The organism is Pseudomonas quercus (assembly GCF_012033695.1).
Classification (GTDB): domain Bacteria; phylum Pseudomonadota; class Gammaproteobacteria; order Pseudomonadales; family Pseudomonadaceae; genus Aquipseudomonas; species Aquipseudomonas quercus.
On the sequence record NZ_JAAVJI010000012.1, the window covers coordinates 101,872 to 123,257 of the forward strand.

The 21,386-nt window shown below is 56.3% G+C and carries 22 protein-coding genes; 6 read left to right on the top strand and 16 right to left on the bottom strand.

The features are described from left to right. Positions 1-123 precede the first annotated feature (123 nt). Together HBH25_RS17970 and HBH25_RS17975 are read left to right on the top strand one after the other, a co-directional pair. Positions 124-1,119 (top strand): hypothetical protein, encoded by a 996-nt coding sequence (locus HBH25_RS17970; protein WP_168085313.1) that lies wholly within the window; start codon positions 124-126, stop codon positions 1,117-1,119. Continuing rightward, positions 1,116-1,583 (top strand): Panacea domain-containing protein, encoded by a 468-nt coding sequence (locus HBH25_RS17975; RefSeq protein ID WP_168085314.1) that lies wholly within the window; start codon positions 1,116-1,118, stop codon positions 1,581-1,583. The genes HBH25_RS17970 and HBH25_RS17975 overlap by 4 nt, the downstream gene beginning before the upstream one ends. A gap of 171 nt (positions 1,584-1,754) precedes the next feature. Here the strand turns inward: HBH25_RS17975 and HBH25_RS17980 are convergent, their stop codons facing one another. The 3 genes from HBH25_RS17980 to HBH25_RS17990 all read right to left on the bottom strand — a co-directional run bounded on the left by HBH25_RS17980 (position 1,755) and on the right by HBH25_RS17990 (position 5,137). After that, complete coding sequence (locus HBH25_RS17980) at positions 1,755-2,645, bottom strand: HNH endonuclease (protein ID WP_168085315.1); 891 nt, start codon at positions 2,643-2,645, stop codon at positions 1,755-1,757. Further along, the gene (locus HBH25_RS23600) at positions 2,645-4,186 is read right to left on the bottom strand and encodes an AAA family ATPase (RefSeq protein ID WP_168085316.1); all 1,542 of its coding nucleotides are present in this window, start codon (positions 4,184-4,186) and stop codon (positions 2,645-2,647) included. The genes HBH25_RS17980 and HBH25_RS23600 overlap by 1 nt, the downstream gene beginning before the upstream one ends. A 549-nt stretch (positions 4,187-4,735) precedes the next feature. Further along, the gene (locus HBH25_RS17990; protein ID WP_218585502.1) at positions 4,736-5,137 is read right to left on the bottom strand and encodes a barstar family protein; all 402 of its coding nucleotides are present in this window, start codon (positions 5,135-5,137) and stop codon (positions 4,736-4,738) included. 103 nt (positions 5,138-5,240) lie between these two features. On the opposite strand from HBH25_RS17990, the gene HBH25_RS17995 reads away from it, so the two are divergent. Next, entirely contained in the window at positions 5,241-5,555 is a 315-nt protein-coding gene (locus HBH25_RS17995; RefSeq protein ID WP_168085317.1) for a hypothetical protein, read from the top strand. 335 nt (positions 5,556-5,890) lie between these two features. After that, the gene (locus tag HBH25_RS18000; RefSeq protein ID WP_218585503.1) at positions 5,891-6,652 is read left to right on the top strand and encodes a hypothetical protein; all 762 of its coding nucleotides are present in this window, start codon (positions 5,891-5,893) and stop codon (positions 6,650-6,652) included. Here the strand turns inward: HBH25_RS18000 and HBH25_RS18005 are convergent. The 8 genes from HBH25_RS18005 to cydP form a co-directional block, all read right to left on the bottom strand. Further along, positions 6,612-7,085, bottom strand: a complete 474-nt coding sequence (locus HBH25_RS18005; RefSeq protein ID WP_168085319.1) for a DUF488 domain-containing protein — start codon at positions 7,083-7,085, stop codon at positions 6,612-6,614. The two genes, HBH25_RS18000 and HBH25_RS18005, sit on opposite strands and share 41 nt — an antisense overlap. Before the next feature lie 80 nt (positions 7,086-7,165). Further along, entirely contained in the window at positions 7,166-8,641 is a 1,476-nt protein-coding gene (locus tag HBH25_RS18010; protein ID WP_168085320.1) for a YdgA family protein, read from the bottom strand. A gap of 120 nt (positions 8,642-8,761) precedes the next feature. Further along, positions 8,762-9,847 carry a beta family protein gene (locus tag HBH25_RS18015; RefSeq protein WP_168085321.1) on the bottom strand — a complete coding sequence of 362 codons (1,086 nt, stop codon included), beginning with the start codon at positions 9,845-9,847 and terminating at the stop codon, positions 8,762-8,764. A gap of 134 nt (positions 9,848-9,981) precedes the next feature. Then, entirely contained in the window at positions 9,982-10,272 is a 291-nt protein-coding gene (locus tag HBH25_RS18020) for a cyd operon YbgE family protein (protein ID WP_168085322.1), read from the bottom strand. Further along, positions 10,262-10,375 carry a cytochrome bd-I oxidase subunit CydX gene (gene cydX / locus HBH25_RS18025; RefSeq protein ID WP_168085323.1) on the bottom strand — a complete coding sequence of 38 codons (114 nt, stop codon included), beginning with the start codon at positions 10,373-10,375 and terminating at the stop codon, positions 10,262-10,264. The genes HBH25_RS18020 and cydX overlap by 11 nt, the downstream gene beginning before the upstream one ends. An 11-nt stretch (positions 10,376-10,386) precedes the next feature. Beyond that, positions 10,387-11,529, bottom strand: coding sequence for a cytochrome d ubiquinol oxidase subunit II (cydB, locus tag HBH25_RS18030; protein ID WP_168085324.1), 1,143 nt, complete (start codon positions 11,527-11,529; stop codon positions 10,387-10,389). Continuing rightward, on the bottom strand, positions 11,522-13,123 hold the full coding sequence (locus tag HBH25_RS18035) for a cytochrome ubiquinol oxidase subunit I (RefSeq protein WP_168085325.1): 1,602 nt from the start codon (positions 13,121-13,123) through the stop codon (positions 11,522-11,524). The genes cydB and HBH25_RS18035 overlap by 8 nt, the downstream gene beginning before the upstream one ends. Continuing rightward, positions 13,120-13,317: a cytochrome oxidase putative small subunit CydP gene (gene cydP, locus HBH25_RS18040; RefSeq protein ID WP_168085326.1), complete on the bottom strand. Its 198-nt coding sequence runs from the start codon at positions 13,315-13,317 to the stop codon at positions 13,120-13,122. Before cydP ends, HBH25_RS18035 begins: the two co-directional genes overlap by 4 nt. A 172-nt stretch (positions 13,318-13,489) precedes the next feature. On the opposite strand from cydP, the gene HBH25_RS18045 reads away from it, so the two are divergent. Together HBH25_RS18045 and HBH25_RS18050 are read left to right on the top strand one after the other, a co-directional pair. Next, entirely contained in the window at positions 13,490-14,596 is a 1,107-nt protein-coding gene (locus HBH25_RS18045) for a YcjF family protein (RefSeq protein ID WP_168085327.1), read from the top strand. Next, positions 14,580-16,121, top strand: coding sequence for a GTPase family protein (locus HBH25_RS18050; protein ID WP_168085328.1), 1,542 nt, complete (start codon positions 14,580-14,582; stop codon positions 16,119-16,121). The genes HBH25_RS18045 and HBH25_RS18050 overlap by 17 nt, the downstream gene beginning before the upstream one ends. Positions 16,122-16,260: 139 nt before the next feature. On the opposite strand, the gene HBH25_RS18055 is transcribed toward HBH25_RS18050, so the two are convergent. From HBH25_RS18055 to HBH25_RS18075, 5 genes are read right to left on the bottom strand one after another with little or no spacing between them, the layout of a single operon-like run. Then, the gene (locus HBH25_RS18055) at positions 16,261-17,682 is read right to left on the bottom strand and encodes an efflux transporter outer membrane subunit (RefSeq protein WP_168085329.1); all 1,422 of its coding nucleotides are present in this window, start codon (positions 17,680-17,682) and stop codon (positions 16,261-16,263) included. Then, positions 17,679-18,578, bottom strand: a complete 900-nt coding sequence (locus HBH25_RS18060) for an efflux RND transporter periplasmic adaptor subunit (RefSeq protein ID WP_168085330.1) — start codon at positions 18,576-18,578, stop codon at positions 17,679-17,681. The genes HBH25_RS18055 and HBH25_RS18060 overlap by 4 nt, the downstream gene beginning before the upstream one ends. Continuing rightward, positions 18,575-18,784, bottom strand: a complete 210-nt coding sequence (locus HBH25_RS18065; protein ID WP_168085331.1) for a DUF1656 domain-containing protein — start codon at positions 18,782-18,784, stop codon at positions 18,575-18,577. Before HBH25_RS18065 ends, HBH25_RS18060 begins: the two co-directional genes overlap by 4 nt. Beyond that, positions 18,781-20,862, bottom strand: a complete 2,082-nt coding sequence (locus HBH25_RS18070) for an FUSC family protein (RefSeq protein WP_168085347.1) — start codon at positions 20,860-20,862, stop codon at positions 18,781-18,783. Before HBH25_RS18070 ends, HBH25_RS18065 begins: the two co-directional genes overlap by 4 nt. Next, on the bottom strand, positions 20,859-21,272 hold the full coding sequence (locus tag HBH25_RS18075) for a MarR family winged helix-turn-helix transcriptional regulator (RefSeq protein WP_168085348.1): 414 nt from the start codon (positions 21,270-21,272) through the stop codon (positions 20,859-20,861). The genes HBH25_RS18070 and HBH25_RS18075 overlap by 4 nt, the downstream gene beginning before the upstream one ends. Positions 21,273-21,386 lie beyond the last annotated feature (114 nt).

The following is a 21,386-nucleotide window of genomic DNA, read 5'->3' on the forward strand; positions in this document are numbered from 1 at the left end:
ATCGCATTGGGCTTTGACCACTGGTGTTTGGGACGGAGATCGCTATTTCACCTGTGATCAGCACAATTTAGACGTACCCTGTCCAATTAGGGTCGGTACTCAACGTTGAGGCAAGCAACCGTAATGTCTGAAACTGACGCTTATCCGCTTTTTGGGTTTTCGGGGCGAGCTAAAATATTTAGCCGCCTCGGAATAATCATAGATAATAGTTTTTATATAATCCTGACTACTATAGGCACTATTGCGCTGGGTTTCGGCGGTGGCCTCGTAGGGAACTATAAATACGATGATCTTATGAAGGCAGCAGTTACGACCACGGATCAGGCTTGGGTGTTAATTTGCTATCCTTTGATTTGGATGTTAGCTGGTGCTGTTTTGGTGTTATTAGGTGCGATTGGAACTTACAAAGATCAAAAAAAACTACAACAGCAAGCGGATAGCCTTGAATCCCAAGTCAGCATAATACCCGAATTGAATGATGCAATTAACAGCGCCCAAGAAACGATGGAAAGCTACAAATCCGACCTCCGCAAAATGCATTCGGAGCTAGTCGCGACCCACCTCAAATCGGCTTATAAGTCCTTGGGGCTCTCTACCAGCGACCGAATTTCCATTTACTACGAACATGCCAACGACTTCTACTTACTTGCACGCTACTCTCAGAATCCCGTCTTTGCTAAACCTCACCGACAAAAATTTGCTCTAAATCAAGGAGTCATTGGGAAGGCCTGGCAGAATCAAAAACACGTGGAAAGAGACTGCCCCAACTCTGAAGATCAGCCAGCATATCTGAAGTACCTATCCGAGCAGTACGGCTTTAAGCCAAGCCAGGCACTCAACTTTGCCATGAAAAGCTGCCGTTATGTAGCTGTGGCCATCTCGGATGCTGACTCCCACACGGGCGTAATCGTGTTTGAGAGCATTGCCCTTCCTTTTTTCGAAGGAAATGAGGGGCGACTGGAGGAAAATATTTATGCATTTTGTAAAGACTACCAGAGCATCCATTCCAAATTTCTAAGGGATGGGTTAGAATTGAATCGCGAAGCGAACGTCGCGAGCTCTACTAATTCATCTGTAGAGCAAGAATTTTTGAAACATTTTAGGGAGGTTAGTAAATGACAAGACTACAGAATATAGTAGCTTATCTTTGCGTAAACTACCCCTACAAGCTTGAACTTTCCAAGGCAAGGCTGACTAAATTAGTATACCTAGCAGATTGGTTTTCATCGTTAATAGATGAAAAGCAAATGACTGACGTTGATTGGTTATTCAACCACTACGGGCCTTATGTCGATGATATCGTCGAATCTGTGAGAAATAGCCGTGAGTTCTCGCTTTCTGCTCATGAGAATCATTACGGATCAACTAAAGTAGTTGTTGGGTATCAAGGCGATCCTAGTGGTGTCAAATTGAGCGAACAAGAAATGGCCATATTGGACGCTGTAATTGATAAAACTAAAGGCATGTACTTTAATGCATTTATTGATTACGTTTATTCAACTTACCCCGTCAAATCTAGTGACCGGTACGCGAAATTTGACTTGGTTTCACTCGCAAGAGAGTATAAAAGCGCCACACATTAATATTTCTATTCTCCGTAACGGCCCGCTACGACGGGCTTTTTGTGCCTGAAGTCAGTCATCTCATTCAGGTATTTTCCATTCAAAATCAATAGGCCACTAGGAACCAGTAGGTAGATTGATCGTTACTCAAAATACACTCTTGAAAATCTAGATCAGAACCGCCCCCCATTATTAAACACCAATTCTATAACGCGGAGAGGGAATATGGTGAACTTTATAACCATGCGAATGATACCAATCGCTTGCAGCCAAAGCCTCGTATAAAGCAGCCTTCCAAGTATTAGTCCTGTCTCGCCGCTCTACTAACGCGAACCGCTGCAAATGCTCTTTCCGTGAAGCGGGCGTTGCTAACTCCTCTAATATCGCTGCCATACTTGCAAGTTCGGCAGCAGCCTCAACTCCGAATCTTTTTTCCAGGTTGAGTTCCTTAAAATGATTTTCTGCTCTTGACTTCAGTGAGTCCGTCCAACCGCTTGGTAAATCAAGATAATAACGTACGCTCACCGGAATGGTTTGTATAACTTCGGCGTAGATCCACGGTTCGCATTCAAAACTTGAGCTTTCAAAATAAAGATGAGGCATCTGACTCGCTGCCGTCAGCGCAGAGGCCCCTTTACTTTTATTGCAGTCCGCGCATGCCGGTACTAAATTGCAGGGCAGAATTGAGTATGCTGGATACCTAGCTTTGGACAGGAAGTGGTCTAAGGTACTAGCTTGACCGAATCCGCACAGCGGGCACTTTCCCAGAGGCGCTAAAGTTAATAACTTATCATAGTACTTCCTGGCCTCCTTCCCTTTCTGAAGTAGCTGATTAGTATATATGGATACGAGTTCTCCTTTTTCGATATTCGAGAAAACGACCTGCTCCGGCTTTGCGCGCAAACTTGCAGGCAACAAATATAATTCATTACTCCACCCCTTCAACACATAGTCGGAAAAGAGCCCGAGCAATACTGGCCGTGCAGCAGTTAACTTTGCCGAAAGAGCAGGATCGTGAACGCCGCTGATGCAATCATCAAAGACTTCGGATGAGATAATATCTGGCAAATCTAAAAGGCGCATTACTCCAACCTCGCAGAGATCAACTTCTGCAATATTGCCTGAGCCTCAAATCCTAACTGCCCTTTGTAATCATCATATATTGACTCGAAGGTACCACCTTTATCTACAGCTGCTTGCAGAACAGCGTGGTACCCAGACTTAGATACCTCAAGCCCAAATATTTCACGGGTCAGTATCCCTGCATTCTCACCAAATGTTTCCCTTTCTGGTCGGTCGGATCTGCCCTCTGTCCGGTTTCTCGTGAGTTTCCATACACACAATCTTGGAACCTCCTGTACTACAACGGGGGAGTGGGTCGCGATGATCGCGACGCCATTCCTATTCTGCAACAAGTCTGATACCGCTCGCGTAAAGGCTGAAAGCAGCGGCGGGTGCAGGTGGCTTTCGGGTTCATCCATCAGTACGAGTGTTTTTTCCTCAACAGTGTCAACTAACTTGGTAGTTGTAAGTAGAACTATAGAGTGCCCAGAGCTCATCCTACCAAAAAGCAGTCCTGCTTTTACCAGCGCTTCATCTTCTGGCATGTCAGCCAACCGACCTAGGGTCATTTCCTCAAAGTTTGCATCTGACTCTAGGCGCTTAATTGCTTTAAGCCATCTATGGCGCTTAGTAGGCTGGCTCAAACATGATGACAGGCTGTCTATAAAATCAGTCTTTAGATCCCCTGGAGCTTTCGGTGGTCGATGCCCAGCACTATTTATTGTAGATTGCATTCCTACGTAAAAATAGGCGACACCTTTGCTTCTGTCTGGCTGATCTTCTGGAAAAAGAAAAGGATCAAAGGCGCTAAAAGAGACAGATACAATGCTGCTGAAATAATCCTCCGGCATAAGCCGCACTCCACTGAACGGGTGAGCAACGTAAAAGTTTCCGTTATGGGGGCGGCCAGTGGTTTTGCAAAGTAGCGTTTCCACCATATCGTTTAATATCGTAGTCTTTCCTACGCCATTCCGACCAATCAGGACATGCACATTACTAGTGGGCATTGAGCCTGGCATTACCTTAAAACTCAGCCTGACTGGAGCTCTCCGATCGTCCCCTTTATCTTCATATGCGAAATCAAATTCTGTAGACTCCGGCAAACCAGCCAATACTCGCCTGAACTGGTCTTCTATTACGGAGCGACTAACATTCCTCATCAAGGAGTTACGAAATACTGACTCATCCTTTACGGCATTAAATATTTTTTCATCGTAAATGACGTCTTTTAGAGAGGTAAGGAAACCTTCTGACTCTTCAATTGACAACTCGTCATGGATCTTCTTATAGAAATCTACGTCTTGACCGAGCGAGAAAAAATGGGAATCTAGACTTGTGAACTCATCTTTAAGATTCTCAGACGTCCATCCGTGCGGCTGATCTACGTAACCAATTTTAATTGATCCGAGGTCTACCTTTTTTCCATCGACTCCAAAAAAAACAACGCCAAATAACGTTTTAAAAGAATAGTCATCCCAATTGCTGGGACTAAATAACACAGTACTTTTGAGTGTCGGCGGTAGTGTCGTAGGTTTTTTTAGAACAATGAAAGTTAATTGCACGATATTTCCATCCCAGGATATTTTTGTGAACCTAGACCTCTGTAGGTAACAAATGGCTGGCGCTGCTTCCTTTTACCTGTTTTCCAGATGAAACGAAACCAGAATTAGATCTTCGTGACTGCCACGTATGAGCTTGCGTCGCTTCCCCCTACCACGGCAGGTCCGACTTCCTCAGGATCCGGACAAACGCCGGATTTCAGCGCCTTTTGCTACAGGAAAAGCCATGCCACAAACTTGCTACACATACCCCGCTAACCGGTGCGAAAACCCGATAACCCTAGCTAACACAACCCATTGATTTCCCAGCTAACACCCGCTAACGTACTGATTCCAAACGCCGACTTTTAGAACTCCGAAGGCAGGGGTCATGGGTTCGAATCCCGTCGAGTGCGCCATCTTTTTTCTTCCCTTGGCTCCAAGGGCTGACCCTCCCCGTCTCCAATCAGCATCATGCCGATCAAGCACCTCCTGGCTGATCAAAGCCTATCCTTCTAAAACCGTTTCAATGCCCAGGCCATTCTGGTTGCATCTTCCGCCCCTTCATAGCGCCTACTCCGCCACAACCTCAATAGTCGGATGTGCCGCAAAAATGTCCATCACGATCTCGAAATAGGTCTTTCCCACACCTCGCTCCAGCGCGTCCAACTGGGTACGAATGTGTGCCACGTTGAACACCTCAGGCTGCTTGAGCTTTTCGTTCAAAAACGTCCGAGTAGCACTTAAGCCAAGGCTCGCTCGGCTCTGCGCCAGGCCCTGCCACACAAGCCTTATGGGCTCTTTGCTGCGGATGGCACCGTAGCCGCCGTATAGCATGTCATCCAAGGCATCGAGGCTGTGCCCCAGCGCCCAGTCTTCGCCCGCCATGAACACGCGATTGATCTCGGCATAAAATGACGGAATGTCGTGGATGCTCGAGCCGAGAAGGGTCAGGGTTTTCGTCATATCAGCCATTGGATAAGAACCAGCGCGGCCAAACCGTTAGGGTTGGTTATGCTTTCATAGGATGCGTCGTTGAGCGACAGCGCAAGGCCCACCACCACGTTCAGGAGATTTTATGCGGGCTTCAACGATTGTAGGGACAGTTACCTTTGCTTGGCTGGCCATCGGTTCCGCCCATGCCTCAAGCGACCAAGCCTGGGCGGAGTTCGACACGCGGGTAACGCGCGCCTGCATAGCGGCCAGTGGCCTCAGCACGCCAATACCTTCAGCGATCGTTGGGTTTGACGATCGCGTTGGCATGGTTGCCATGCTGGTGAAGGACCGCACGCCCGGATCCTCCAAAGCTAAGCTATGCCTGTATGACAAGAAAGCCCAAAAGGCTTATGTGGACGATGCAGAGAAGTGGTCGGCGCCGTTGAAGCCGTTTTGAACTTAATAAGGTCTAGATTTTAGCTGCAATACTACAGTACGCCCTGCTGCCTCTAGATAACCATAACAAGAACAAACTGAAACTAAAAATAAAACATCAAGAATATAGAATATTTATATGTCTTTGAATAAAAAATACCAACTTGAAGCAAGCAATAACTTGAATTAAATTTTTTTACCAAAAATAATTACAAAACCAATTTTGAAAACTATACTACGCAAGACATTATCATAGCCTTCTATAAAATTTTAGAAAACAAGGGCAAAGGCCTTATGAGAAGGAAAGCTCGCATACTCATTCTTTGCAAAACCTACCCATCACCTAGTGCAGCATATATGGAAACATCGTGTGTTGCAGGCGTGGATACGGAAGGAAACTTAATTAGACTTTATCCAGTTCCTTTTCGGTTGATTACAGAAGGTCAGCAGTTTTCAAAGTGGCAGTGGATTGAGGCATCCATTGAGAAAACATCCAACGATCATCGACCGGAAAGCCATAAAATAGGCGTCGATACGATCCAGCCGCGTGAAATGATCCCGGCCAAAAATGATTGGAATCTGCGGCGAGCCGTATTGGAAAAGCTACCCATATACGAAAACTTTGCGGCGCTTGAACAAGCTCGCCTTGAATGTAACGTGACCTTGGGTTTGATACGACCTAGCCGCATTACAGCACTTGAGATAAAAAAGGCTTCTTCGGAAAGCTGGACCGATGAAGAGCTAGAAAAGCTGCAGAAGCTACAGATTCAACCGGGCCTATTCGAGCAAGATGACGTCAAGTCAAGCTTGAAGCGCCTTGAAAAAGTACCCTATGACTTCCACTACAGGTACGAGTGCACTTCGGGGAAAAATTCGGAAGCCAACCGGCATAAGATCGTAGACTGGGAGGCAAGTCAGCTCTACAGAAATCTTCTTCGAACTCACGGACCTGCAGGTTGGGAAACCCCTTTTCGTCAAAGACTTGAAGTGGAACTGCCAAGTAGAGATTTAATGCTATTGATGGGGACAATTCATCGCTTTCCCCACCAATGGCTGATCATTAGCCTGATCTACCCTCCTAAGCAACCAGAAGCAAGTCGGCAAATGTTTCTATTTTGAGAGGAAGGTGCCGAGTCTCTAAATCAGCATCCAGCTGCTGTGCCGCTTCCGCAATCAAGCTACGATGGCAGAAATTTGCGTCTGCCTCGTAGCAAACCATACAAATACGTTGCACCGAAGCCTGCGCAGCCAGGTCTAGTAGCACATCCGTTTGCGTTTGAACGTAGGCTCGGAAATTGCGAGCGTAATCCGCCCAATCACCTGTGAGTTTGTAACTTTTGCGAATGGGTTTGGGACAGCCCAGAGGCGGGCAGTGCTCGTAACTAATTCCTGCATCAGCCAGGCATTGAGCAAACGCTTTTTTGGAAAATCCTTTTTTCCTTGAAAGAGGGTATTCCCGAACATCCAGAACCTTGTCGATCCGGGCTTGTTTGAGGCGTGCGATGAAGGCGTCAATGCTCAGCCCTTCATAGCCTGCTGTATAAATTGCCATGCGTGTTTTCCTCCAGCAGCATCCTGCCACTGTTCTGCAAAATAGAGGCAGGACTATACCATTGCTTGTAGCAATGCACCTCACCCCCGCCCTACTGCCCCCATCAGAAACTGCGCAAACTGCTCCAGTGTGAGCTTCTGCCCGTTGAAGTCCACCATCCCATTTTCATAGTGCAGCGATGATACGAGCGCCTCGCCTTCCAGCTTCGCCAGCCCTTGCAGGGTGGCCAGGGTGACGGCAAGGTTGGCGGCGCCTTCGGCATTCTTAGCCAGGGCTGCGGGGTCGGTTGGGCCACCCAATTGGCCTTGCACCGTTGCCAGGTCGCGCAGTGTGCCCTTGGCCAGGGACAGGTTGGCGTCCAGGCGGGTGATCATCTGTTGCATCAGCAGCTCGGGCGGCAGGTTCGGCGCTGTAGGCTTGGCCAGGTCCAGGGCTACGCTCAGGTGGCTTTCGCCGTTGGCTGTTTTCAGCCCTACCGGTTGCAGTTCCATATGGGGGCGGCCCTCCAACAGTTTGTCCAGGTCGGCTTGTACCTGGGCCTGCTGCTGTGGTGTGAATTGCAGTTGCAAGGGCTGCTGCTCTAGAGTGATCTGCGCAGTTTGAGGCGCGACTACGTTCTGATAGAACACCGCCAGGTTGCGCATGGCCTCGATGTTCAAGTTGTCGAACAGCATGCGCAGTTGCAAGCTGCCGATGGGCAAGCCTGCAACGTTCATTTGTCCGACCTGGTAATCGACAGCGCCTTTGAGCTTGCCTTCAAGTTCCTCAAGCGAGCCCTGAGCCGTGAGCTTGGCTATCTCCAGCAGAGGGGCCGAGGCCTCACCAACCGTTAGGCGATCGGCCTGGAAAGCGCTGTTACCCAGATAGAAACCTGAGGCGCCCTTGATACCGCCGCTGTGCACGCTCACGCCTTTAAGGTTCAGCTGCACTTCGCCTTGTGGGCCCACGCCAGTGAATTCGGCACTGTCAACGCGCGCGTTGAAATCCATTTTTTCGCTGTCGAGTGTACCGGCCACTGTGCCGTCTACGGCGGACAGCATCAGCGTACCCTGGCTGCTCTGCCATTTGCTGGGCAGGATCTGGATATGGCTGTCCAGTGTGCGGCCGTACCCTACCGTGGCGTATGCCTGCAAAGGCGACTCACCAGTGGGCATGCCTAGCAACTGGGTCAATTCAGGGCTGCTTTGAGTGCGGTAATCCGCTGCCACCATCACAGGCAACAGCTTCAGCTGCTTGACCCGCAACCAAGGGAACGGGCCATGTTCGATGTCGGCGGTAGCTTCCATACGCAACGGCGCGCCGGCATTGAAACCAGCGCCTTGGGCGGTGGTGACGTAGTGGGCGGTGCTGCTGAACAGCCGCCGCTCGAAGCCTGTCAGCTCAAGCGTGACGGTAGCGGGGTACCCTGCCAGGGCTGACTTGAGTTGCGCGTTGGCCTCCACCACCTGCTGGCGCAGCAGGGGTTCAACCTGCGTACCGGTGTACCAGGCGACACCGGTAATGGCCGCGCCTGCGATAACGACAACACCAACGACAACGGGAAGAACTTTGCTCATGGATGGGCTCCTTGCTTTCAAGCTGCACAGCTTTTCATGAAAGCGCCTCAAAGGCACGAATGGTGTATGAAATCACATCAGGTTGCTGCCAGGGATCAATGGCCAATTTGGGCCATTCCCCTAACCGGCATGAAAATTGGCTAACTCCAGCACCACACGTGTGAGGTGGTGATTGTTACTTACGCAGGCCCAGGTCGAGCTGTCTCCTGCAGACTCGCTCAGCTCGGCGCATTGATGCAGGTAATCATCCCCCCATGAAAAACACGCGCCGTCGAAGCGGCCGGAAGCAAGTACCCGTTGGCTGAGCGTTCGATACTGCGCCCCGTTATTGCCTTGGGCAGGCCTGCCCTGCATGACCAACCAACCATCGGCCACCGTGTATTCGATACGTGCGCAGGGCTCATTGAGCCTAGGGTCCACTACACCTGTATGTGGATGGGCAACGGTATAGTCGCCAAAGGCAGGGCGCCGCTCGCCCGCGCCGAGTCGCCTTAGCAATTGCTTGTAGGCCAGCCACTCGTAGCGTGGAAAAAGGCTACCGGAGCACACCTGCTGGGCGGTCGAAAGCGCAGGAAAAGACGTGCCGGTGATCGTGAGGCTGCGCCAGTGCGCCAACTGTGGCGTCTGTGCCAGCAAGGCGTAGGCATGGCCTGCCTGGGCAGCAGCACTTCGCGCAACGTGCTGGCTGAAATCGATCAGCAGGTCTACCTGGCCGGCGCTTACCCCCATGTACGCCAGCAAGGCACCTATCTGTGTGGCCAGTTCCGGGTGGTCGAAGTCTTCACAGAACAGCCTCAGGCAGAACCCTCGCCCGTACCGCCGAACGACGCGTGCGGTGGCTGCCTGGTATTGATAGTGGCGGGCCAGGCTGGTAACCGGAAGCGCCTGGCAGCCTGCCTGAGCCGCCAACGCCAGCAAACGCTCGAAATGGTGGGTGCCATCGGCACATAGCGCATCAGGTGGTAAATAGCAGGAATCCACAAAGCAAGGGAGGCTGCCCCAGGCGCCGATCAGCCGATGGCCAAACAGCCCGATGTGCTCATCAATACTTCGCTGCGGCCGCTCTTGCTCGTAATCCCACGCCTCGGCAGGGATTTCCAGCAAGGGTGTTACCCGGCTTCGCAACACGTCACTCATGCGCGCAAGCGCTTCGTACCCCCCCTGGCGCCATTTCAGCACCGGTACATACTGGCGATGGTCGAACATGCCTTGGCGTCCTTCCTAACGAATTCAGCCGGACTATAGGCTTGCCCGGGTCGCAGCCTATATAGGCCCGGCCTTAAGTTGGCGTAGGAAAGTAGCCGCAATGCCTGCGAACCCCTGTCGCAGGCAGGCTGCTATTAAACGGTAAGCAGTGAATAGCCCAGCCCCATCAGCGGCCAGGCCGCCAGTGGGCTGAAGAGCCATCGCCAGGCCTGCGCACGGGGCTCGAAGCCCATGCCATGCACAAAGCCGGCACTGATGCCCCACATGGCCAAGGCCAGCAGGCCGTGGCTGTAATGCCCATCGGCGTTGACCAGCGCAAAGGGGTGCAACAGCAGGACCAGGCTCAGCGGCGCTGCCAGCGTTAGCGACAGGGCCCGGCTGGGGCCCCCCAACAGGCCCCGTGCCAGAGGAGCCTTAGCGGTCATGATGGGCGTCCTCAAGGCAGCCGGCGCCTTCCAGCCAAAGGGCGTTGATGATGCCGAAGCTGCATGCCAGCAGTACACCGAGAATCCAAGCGAAGTACCACATGTTCAAACTCCTCAGTAAAGGCTATGGGGGTTCTGGTCGATATGCGCAGGCGTTACCCGGCCCCACAGCTTCCAGTAGCACCACGCGGTATACGCCAGAATGATCGGCACAAAGATACCGGCGGCCACGGTCATGATGCCCAGGGTGGTGCGGCTGGAGACAGCGTCCCATACGGTAAGGCTGGAGGTAGGGTCCAGGCTGGAGGGCATCACGAACGGGAACAGCGCAAAGCCTGCGGTACACAAGGTGCCCACAATGGCCAGCGCGGTGCCCAAGAAGGACCAGCCTCCCCGGCCCAGCGTGGCGGCCAGCAACGCCATGAACGCACCGAGCACTGCGAGCAATGGCGCGGCTGCGGTGTAGGGGTACAGGCGGTAGTTGTCCATCCAGCCGGGGTTGCCAGTGTGTACGGATTTCACCAGGGGATTGATGGCAGCGCCCAGGTCCAGGCCGCTGTCGAGCACCAGGCCGGAGACCGAGCCAATGGCCAGCCAGGCACCTGCACCGATGAAGGCTGCCAAGTACAACAAGCTGAACCCCAGCACAGCCCGGCGCGCGCGTTCAGCCAACAGGCCATCGGTGCGCATCATCAACCAGCTGCCACCATGGGCGGCCAACATCGCCAGGCTGACCACCCCTGCCACCAAGCCAAAGGGGCTGAGCAATTGCCAGAAGGTGCCGTGATAGCTCAGGCGCAGGGTGTCATCGAAACGGAAGGGCACGCCCAGCAACAGGTTGCCGAAGGCCACACCGAACACCAGCGACGGTACGATGGCCCCGACCCACAAGGCCCAGTCCCAGCTTTTGCGCCACCGTGCATTGGTCAGCTTGCTGCGGTAGTCAAACCCTACTGGCCGTACGAACAAGGCGAACAGTACCAGCAGCAGGGCCCAGTAGAACCCCGAGAAGGCGGCCGAGTACACCAGCGGCCAGGCTGCGAACAGCGCACCACCCGCGGTGATCAGCCAAACCTGGTTCCCATCCCAGTGAGGCGCAATGGTATTGATGATCACGCGGCGCTCCCGGTCATTACGGCCTACCAGCGGCATCAGCAGCATGGCGCCCAGATCAAAGCCATCGGCCACGGCAAAGCCGATCAGCAGCACGCCCACCAGCACCCACCACAGCAGCTTGAGCGTTTCATAGTCAAACATGTGCAACTCCTTGGGCAGTAGCCGAGGCAACCCTTACAGGCGCCTCTTCACGTTCGTAGTGATAGCGCCCGGTATGCAGGCTGCTTGGCCCCAGGCGGGCAAACTTGATCATCAGGTACATCTCGATCACCAGCAGCACGGTGTAGAACGCCACCAGGGCCAGTAATGAACCCCACACATCTGCCGTGGTAAGGCTGGACGCGGACAAGTGTGTTGGCAGTACTTCACCGATGGACCAAGGCTGGCGACCGTGCTCGGCCACATACCAGCCGGTTTGCGTGGCGACCCAAGGCAGCGGCAGGCTGAACAGCGCCCACTTGAGCAGCCAGCGCTGACGGTGCTCCACCTTGCGCGCCGAGGCCCAGAACGCACAGATAAACAGCGCCAGCATCAATACGCCGCTGAATACCATCATGCGGAAGGTCCAGAAAATCGACGCTACGCCAGGTATGGAATCCAGCGAAGCCTGACGGACCTGCTCGTCCGTGGCATCCACTACCCGGTCGGTGTACTTCTTGAGCAGCAGGCCATAGCCCAAGTCGCCCTTCACCTCGTCAAAGGCCGCACGGGTAGCATCGGTTTGGTCACCGGCACGCAGCTTGCTCAGCAGTTCGTAGGCAACCATGCCATTGCGGATACGTCCTTCGTGCTCGGCTACCAGGTCCTTGATGCCGGTGACGGGTGTGTCCAATGAGCGGGTGGCGATAATACCCATCACATAGGGGATTTTTACCGCGTAGTCGGTGCGTTGCTCGGCCTGGTTGGGCAACCCGAACAGGGTAAAGGCCGCGGGTGCTGGCTCGGTCTCCCATTCGGCCTCAATAGCGGCCAGCTTGGTCTTCTGCACATCGCCGATTTCGTAGCCGGACTCGTCGCCCAGCACGATCACAGACAGGATGGACGCCATGCCGAATGCTGAGGCAATGGCGAACGAGCGCCGGGCAAAGGCTACGTCGCGGCCTTTGAGCAAGTAGAAACTGGAGATGGCCAGCACAAAGACTGCGCCGGTCACGTAGCCCGAGGCCACGGTGTGCACGAACTTCACTTGCGCTACCGGGTTGAATACCAATGCCGAGAAGCTGGTGAGTTCCATGCGCATGGTTTCGTAGTTGAACGCCGCGCCCACGGGGTTTTGCATCCAGCCGTTGGCGATCAGAATCCACAGCGCCGACAGGTTGGAGCCCAGCGCCACCAGCCAGGTCACCGCCAGGTGCTGGCGCTTGGAGAGGCGATCCCAACCAAAGAAAAACAGCCCGATAAAGGTCGATTCCAGGAAGAAGGCCATCAGGCCTTCGATGGCCAACGGCGCGCCAAAGATGTCGCCCACATAGTGGCTGTAGTACGCCCAGTTGGTGCCGAACTGAAATTCCATGGTCAGCCCGGTGGTCACGCCTAGCGCAAAGTTGATGCCGAACAGTTTTCCCCAGAACTGGGTCATATCCTTGTACACCTGCTTGCCGGTCATGACGTACACCGACTCCATGATGGCCAGCAGGAACGTCATGCCCAAGGTAAGCGGCACGAACAGAAAGTGGTACAACGCGGTCATGGCAAACTGTAGCCGCGACAGGTCGACAACCGATTCGGTAATCATTTTTGAAGTTTCTCAGGAGAGTCTGCAACAGAGCCAAGCAGGTGCTGGCCGACCTTGACGCTATCGTCCGTGATGGTGTCTGGCGCCCCGAACCAGAGCGCGCGAATACCCAACAGCAACACCAGCTTGAGCACGAGGATCACTGCGATTTCTTTAGCCAGCGGCTTGTTCAGAAGGTCGAAATGGGCGGCCATGGTGGATACTCTTGGGGGTGCGCGCATTGTCCTCAGCGCAACGGCGCCGATATTGACCTGGATCAATTTCCCCTATGGCGCCGTTGCGGCAGGGTGCCGCACCCTGGGGTAACAGGATTTTTCTCAAGCGTAACGGGCCTAATACCTTGTACCTCACTGGAAGTTTCCCACCATGAGCCTGCTTGATCGCATGTACCGAACGCTCAACCCCGAAGCCAACCCGGCACTGGAAACGGCTTTCCGGCAAAGCGAAGATCACTTGCCCACCTTGTGGCTGCTGGGCAAGACAGGGGCCGGCAAATCCTCACTGGTGCGCGCCCTTACAGGGTTGGACCGGGTAGAAGTAGGCACAGGCTTTCGCCCCTGCACCCTTACCTCCTCGCGCTACGCCTACCCCGCCGATACACCGGTAATGGCCTTCATGGACACCCGTGGCCTGGCAGAAGCGGATTACGATGCCCACGAAGACTTGTTGGCGTTCGAGCGGGCCAGCCATGCGTTGATCGTAGTGATGAAGGCCGAAGACCCGGAACAATCCCAAGTCATCAACGCACTCAAACAGATCCGCCGCGCTGGCAAGATCCGCGAAACGCTGCTGGTGCATACCGGCGTACTGCAGATCGGCGACCCCAGTGAGCGCGAGCGTTGCATTGCCCTCAACCAACAGCAGGTTGAAAAGGCGTGGGGGAAAATGGCACAGGTGCAGGTGGACTTTATCGGTGCGAACGGTGAGCCCTTTGGCGTGCATGCCTTGACCGAACAGTTAGGGGCGCGTTTGCCCATCATCACTGAACTGTTTGTCGACCAAGGCCATTCGGACGTGGAAGACCGCAATTTCCAGCGCCTGAAGAAAGAGGTCATGTGGTATGCCGGCGCCGCAGGTGCGGCCGATGCGCTGCCTGCCGTGGGGCTGGTGGCAGTCCCTACACTGCAATTGAAGATGCTGCACAGCCTGGCTAACCGTTACAACGTGACGTACAGCCGGCGACTGTTGGCCGAGTTCGCCGCTGCCTTGGGCACCGGCTTCGGCCTGCAATACGCCTCGCGCCTTGGCGTACGTCAGTTGGTGAAGCTGATCCCGGTGGTAGGGCAGACCGTGGGCAGTGCCTCGGCCGCCGCCTCCAGCTATGGGCTGACCTACGCGCTAGGGCGGGCAGCGTGCATGTATTTCTATCGGTTATCCCATGGCGAACCCATCAGCGCAGCTGAGCTTCAGGCGCTGTACAAACAGGCGTTCACTCATATTCTTCCGGTAGCCCGTGATGAAAAGAACCTTTAGCGGTTTGGCAGCCCTGGCCCGGCTGTCCGACCGGGCAGTGCCCTACGCGTTGCTGTCTGTCGTGATGCCGGTGCTGGTAATGGCAGGTTTTGGCCTGTATGCCGCCGTACGGTATGGCTACATCCTGCACCTGATCGTGGTCATGCTGGCCTGCACCTTGCTCACCAGCCTGGGCCTGCTGCTGGCACGCCGGCGCTTTGGCCAGCGGGTAGGCCCGGCTGTGCAGGAAGCGCTGGAAGCCAGCCCTCGTACGCCAGACTACTGGCGCGCCAAGGACCGGGAAGTGCAGCAAGCACTGATCCCTGAGTTGCGAGAGCTGGTGGCCACTGATTTCTCATGGCAAGCGCTTCCGCAAACCGGCCTGGCTGTGGTGAGGCTGGTCGCGGTGCGTTACGACGAGCGCTCTGACCGTGCCCATTGGGCGTTTACAGCGCCTGAGCTGCTTGCCATTGTAGAGCAGGTGAGCCGGCGCTATCGCCGTGTGCTCAAAGCCCACGTGCCGGGTGTGGAACACGTACGCCTGTCCACCCTCATGAACCTTAATGACCAGGTTGAGCGTTATGGGCCGCTGGCGCGCAAGGTGTTCAACCTGTACCGCGCTGCCCGGTTGATTTCGCCACAGGGGCTTGTGGCCGAAGCGCTCACTCAAATCCGGGGTGAAGTGTTCGATGGCCTGAGCGACGAGTTACAGAACCGTTTGAAATACTTGCTGCTGATGGAAGTGCTACGCGCCGCCATCGACCTCTACGGCGGGCATTTCCGCCTGGATGATGACCAATTGCAACAGGCGCGGGTCACTTCCAAGGATGACGAGCGCAAAGCGCCTGTGCTGGACCCGGTGCGTATTGGTTTGGTAGGCCAGGTAGGTGCGGGCAAATCTTCGCTGATCAATGCCCTGACTGGCAGCCTGAACGCGGAAGTGAGCGCCTTGCCGGCGACCGATGGCGTGGCGGTGTATGAGTGCGCTATCGAAGGCGCACCGAATATTCGCCTGATCGACCTGCCTGGCCTGGACGGTAGTGAGGCCGTGGGCGACCTTGTGTTCAAGGAAGCACGTGAGTGCGACCTGCTGCTATGGGCCTTGAAAGCCAACCAGCCAGCACGGGCACTGGACCGGCAATTTCGAGAGAGGCTCAAAACCTGGTTTGCACGCCCTGAAAACCTTGAGCATGAGCCCCCTGCCCTGCTGGCGGTGCTGACACAGGCTGACCGGCTATTGCCAGGCGGCAGTTGGCCAGAAGGTTTCGCGTTTGGAGATGGCAGCAAAGCTGCCCGAGCGATTGAGGACGCATCGACCTACAACCAGCAATTGCTAGCGCTGCCTGAACTGGTCGCAGTGGCACTGCCGCCGCAGCAACCGGCTGTGGGTTTGAGCGACCTGCAGCAGCGCTTGCAGACCCTGTATGCCAAAGCGGTCAATGTGCAGCTCAACCGCCGTCGCCGCGAAGCAGGCGAGTTCTCTGTCACCAAGGAAATGGACCGCATCAAGCGCGGGGTCAAAGGCGTGTTCAGCCTGCTGCGGTGAGTGCCTTGTTGGCTACAAAACCCCGCGCGCCCTGTGTGGGAGCAGGCGACAGCCTGCGAACTTGGTCAGGTCCGTACACTGCGGTAGGTTCGGTGAGCGCCCTGTTCGCAGGCTGCGCCCACTCCCACATGGAAAGGCGTTAATGTGTCCCCTCCCAGCCACCCCCCAGCGCCAGGAACAAGTCGATCTGCTGCATGGCCACGCGGGTATTGGCTTCAGCCAACTGGGCCCGGGCATTTGTGTAGGTACGGGTGGCCTGCAGGTCTTCGAGAAAGGACTGGCGACCGGCCAGATAGAAACGATGAGACTGGTCCGCTGCTTCATGGGCAGAACGCTCGGCTTCGGCCAGGGCATCCCGACGTTCCAGTGTAGCCGCATAGGTAGTGAGGCCGGTTTGTGCCTCGCGCACGGCATTGAGCACCACCCCGTCGAAACTGGCTAGTGCGCCTTGGCTGGCCGCTTCGGCTTCACGAATGCGTGCACGGGCGCCGTTGGTGGGTAGGGTCCAGCTGATCATGGGGCCAAAGCCCCAGCGGTTGGTAGCCGGCCCACCTAGGTCTTCAAGCAGCCCTACAGTACCCACCGTAGCGCCAATGCTGATATCAGGGTACAGCTGGCCAGTCGCAACGCCAATGCGTGCCGTAGCGGCCGCCAACTGACGCTCGGCGCGACGTACGTCGGGCCGGCGCTTGAGCAGGCTGGCCCCATCACCCACTGGCAGTACCTGGCCGATACGAGGTAGCTCGGCGCAGTCACCTACCCCTGCAGGCAATTGATTGACAGGCTTGGCAAGCAGCATGGACAGCCGATACAACCCCGCCGCACGCTCGGCCTGGTAACGCGGCAACTCGGCGCGCAGGGACTTGAACTGCGTGGTGGTACGCGTGACCTGGGTTTCGTCGCCGCGGCCTGCATCCCGCAAACGCTGAGCCAGCTTCACCCCCTGTTGCTGAAGATCAAGCGACTCCAGCGCGATATGGCGTTCTTCGTTGGCTGCACACACTTGGGTGTAAGCCCGCACCACATCAGCCACCACCGTGATACGCGCGGTATCTGCGGCCGCCTGGGCTGCATCAGCATTGGCATTGGCCGCCTCTACCCCGCGCTTGAGGGTGCCCCACAGGTCAAACTGGTAGGAGGTTTTGATGGAAGCCGCACCAATATTGGAAACCGGTACTTTTTCCGTTAACAGGAAAGCCTGGCCAGACTCCTGCAAACGCTGCGCTTCTGCGCTTGCGCTGGCATTGAAGCCGCCTTCGGCTTCAGCCTGCTCGGTCTGGTAACGCGCACGGGCGATGTTTGCGGCGGCCACGCGCAAATCCGTATTCGAACCCAGGGCTTCACGCACCAGTTGGTCCAGTTGCGGGTCCTGATACAGCCGCCACCAGTTGGCGGGCACAGGCGCGGACACCACATTAGGGTTGCCTGTGCCGAGCGCGCCTTGGAGGTCGGGCCGCTGAACAGCCGCCGAGGCTGGCACATGATAGTTAGGGCCAACAGCCTGGCAGGCGGCCAGGCTCGCTAGCCCGGCCAGTGCCACAGCACGAAAGGCGCTGGTCATTGTGCAGCCCCCTGCTCGCTCGCGGCCTGCGCATCCTCTAGCAAAGACACCGTAGCCGTACGCCCGGCAATCATGCGGAAGTCCGCCGGCACCTGGTCAAAGGCGATACGCACGGGAATCCGCTGTGCCAGCCGTACCCAGCTGAAGGCCGGGTTCACGTTGGGCAGCAGGTTGCTGCCGCTGCTGCGGTCGCGGTCTTCGATACCAGCGGAAATGCTTTGTACGGTACCGCTGAGGTGAGCCGAGTCGCCCATGACCCGAATGTCCACAGCCTGGCCAATACGGATGTGAGATAGCTTGGTCTCTTCGAAATAGCCGTCGATGTGATAGGAGTCGCTGTCCACCACGGACAATACCGGATGCCCGGCAGCCACAAACTCATGCTCGCGCGGGGCACGGTCGTTCACGTAACCGTTGACCGGGCTGCGAATGGTGGAGCGGTCAAGGTTGAGCTGTGCAGCGTCCACGGATACCTGGGCTTCCAGCAGCGCTGCCTGGGCCCGGGCTTCGCGGGACTGGCTTTCTTCCAGTTGCTCCCTGGCCACAAGGTTGCCAAGGCCTCGGTTACGCTTGTTTTCCCGCTGAGCCTGGGCAAGGGTTTCCTTACGGTCAGTATAGGAAGCCTGGGCTTGGCGCAAGGCCAGCCGGAAGCGGTCCTGGTCGATGGTGAACAGGACATCGCCACGCTTTACTAGCTGGTTGTCGTGCACCGCCACCTGCTGAATCAGCCCGGATACATCGGGGGCGACCTGCACGATATCAGCACGGATATGCCCATCCCGGGTCCAGGGGGCGAACATGTAGTACATCACCATGCGCCACACCAGCACGGCGGCAAGGATCACCACAATCAAAGTCAGCAGAAAGCGGCCAAACGTAAGCAAAGGTTTTTTCATGTCATGAGGCTTCGGCAGATTACGTCTACCGCGCTAACCAGCACGGCATAAAGGGCAATATTGAACAGGGCCCGGTGCCACACCAGGCGATAGAAATGCAGCCGGTTGAGCACAGCATGCACGACCAGAAACAGCCCGTAGGCCAGCCCCATGATCCCGAGCAGGGTAGGCAGGTAGATCCCGCCGATATCCAGTTCACCAATCACAGCGGCGCTCCGTCGATACCCTGGGGCAACTGTTCTTCAATCACCTCACCCTCCACCACTACTTCGGTGCCCGGCAGCAACGCCAGGCGTAGCCCGCTCAGGGCCAGCAGCAGGTGCGGGCAGGCGTCAACGTCAAGGCACTCGTTCAAGGTGCGGCGGGTACGGTCCATGGTCTTGAGCACGTTCATCGGGGGCGGCAACCGCTCCCCTGCTTTTAAGTTGGCCGCGAAATAGGCTGCCACTTCATCGACCACCTGTTGCAACTGTTGCTGGGCGCCAGCCCTTACCCGTGGGGTGTAAGCCAGGATATCAAGCAGGTTGAGCGCCACGCGGATGTCACGCAGGGCGCCGCCGGTGTCCTGGCCAATCTGGCTCAGGCGAGGCAATAGTTGCATCAGCCGATCCAACAGGCGCACGGCCATTTTCCGGTGTTCGTTGAGCGTGCCAGGCGTGCCCAGCCGGGTGATGTCCGCCCAGCCGAAACGGGTCAGGCGCTTGGCCGCCGCCCCGGTGCCGAACGGCCGCACTACCAGCGTCCAGCAGAACGCGAACAGCAAGCCGGCAGGGCCAGCGATGTTGGCATTGATGAAGTTCATGAAGTCTGCGTCGTACTGACTCTGGATGCTGATAAAGGTCGAGCTATTGACGATGGTCAGCAAGGTTCCCAGATAGAACTTAGGCTGTACGGTGAGTGCACCGATCCAGATGAAAGGTACTGCAAAGGCCAGCACCAGCATGGCGAAGTCATGCAGGTTGGGCAGCACCAGGAACAGGTACAACCCTGAGATGACCGTCGCCACCAGTGTCCAGAAAAAGAACCGGTAGATCTGTGGCGCAGGGTCGTCCATGGCCGCAAAGAAACTGCAGGACACGGCTGCCAGGATCACCGCACTGGCGCCGTCAGCCCAGCCCGTCGCTATCCAGACGGCGCAGGCCGCCATGATGGCAGTCACTGAAGACAGGGCCGAGTACAGCATCAAGCCACGGTCGAAGAAAGGCGTCAGCCGGCCCAGGCGCCAGTGTCGATACACGGCCTTGAACGGCGTACGGTGCTCATCGCGGATGGCCACGTGCAGCGTGCGGCAGTCCTGCCAGAGGTCGACCCACTCTTCTAGCCGGTACAGGGCATTGGCCAGCAACAATTGGTGACGGTCACTGAGGGCTTCGGTCGCCGGCCGTGCAGTCTCGATATGCTGGTGCAGGGCCTGCCAGGCGGCTTCGCTGGGGTCGTCTGCCGTGGATTGCAGCCAGTCATGGGCATGCGCCAGCACGGGTGACAGGTGCGCCATCACGTCGGGCGTGCGCCGCTCCAGTGCTACCAGGGCATCATCCAGCGCATCAATGGTAGGTAGCAGGTGGATCATGCGCCCCCGCAGTTCCTTGCGGTTACGCACACTTTGCGGCGTTGCCCCCTCATGGGGTAGCTGGCCGATCATCTGCTCCAGCGAGTTGAAGGTCACCACCATGGAGGCCCGTAGCGGCCCTATTTCCTCGGCACTGACGGTGCGCGTGAGGTAGCGGGAACTGTAGGCATCGGCTTCGGTAAACCACTTGTTCAGCGCGCCTGACACCACAGGCGCCAGCCGCCGCGGCCACAGGATAGACCCCACCACTGCAGCACAGACGATGCCGATGAAGATTTCCTGGGTGCGTGCAGACGCCACATCGAACACGGCAGCAGGGTTATCCACCACAGGCAGCGCAATCATGGGCATGGTGTAGCCCGCCAGCATCAGGGCGTAGAAATTGGCGGTACGCAGGTGCAGGGACAGAAACAGCAACGTACCGGTCCACAAGGCAACGACCGTCGTCAGCAATACGGGCGCTTGAACGAACAGCGGCACCAGCAGCACGGCGGCACTGGCCCCTAGCAACGTGCCTAGAAAGCGATATACCGCTTTGGAACTGGTGGGGCCTACGTAGGGGCTGGAAACGATGTAGACCGTGGCCATGGCCCAGTAGGGCCGGGGCATTTCCAGCTTGAGGGCGATATACAACGCCAGCATGGACGCACAGAACGTACGCACGCCATACCACCAGTCTCGTGCAGGTGGCAGGTCGCTGAAAAAGCCCTTCAGGATGCCCATACAACCGACCCCTGGCCTGCGCCTTCAAAAGCACGCACCACGCGCAAAGCAGCTTCCAGGTCAGCCTGGCCCACGTTTTTCAGCACATCACGGCGCAAACGTACCAATTCGCTTTCGATGGCCTCCGCCAATGCACGCCCTTGCGGCGTAAGGCTCAGGGCCTTGGCGCGCCGGTCGGTGGTGTCTTCGGTACGCTGCACAAAGCCCTGCGCGCACAACTGGTCCAGCAGCCGTACCAGTGAGGGGCTTTCCAGCCCGGAGGCTTGTGCCACGGTAACCTGACGCACGCCGTCGCCTAATCGCACGATAGCCAGCAGCGGCACAGCGCAGGCTTCGGAAATGCCATAGTTGGCCAATGTGGCCTGGCAGATACGCCGCCAGTGCCGGGCGGCGGCCACCATGCCACTGCTGATGTTGAGCTGGAGCTTGTCGAGTGAGTTCACGCAGGTCACATAATTGATAGGTTGCTAACTATCAATACTCGATCAAGTTGCTTTTGTAGTCAATAGTTACAA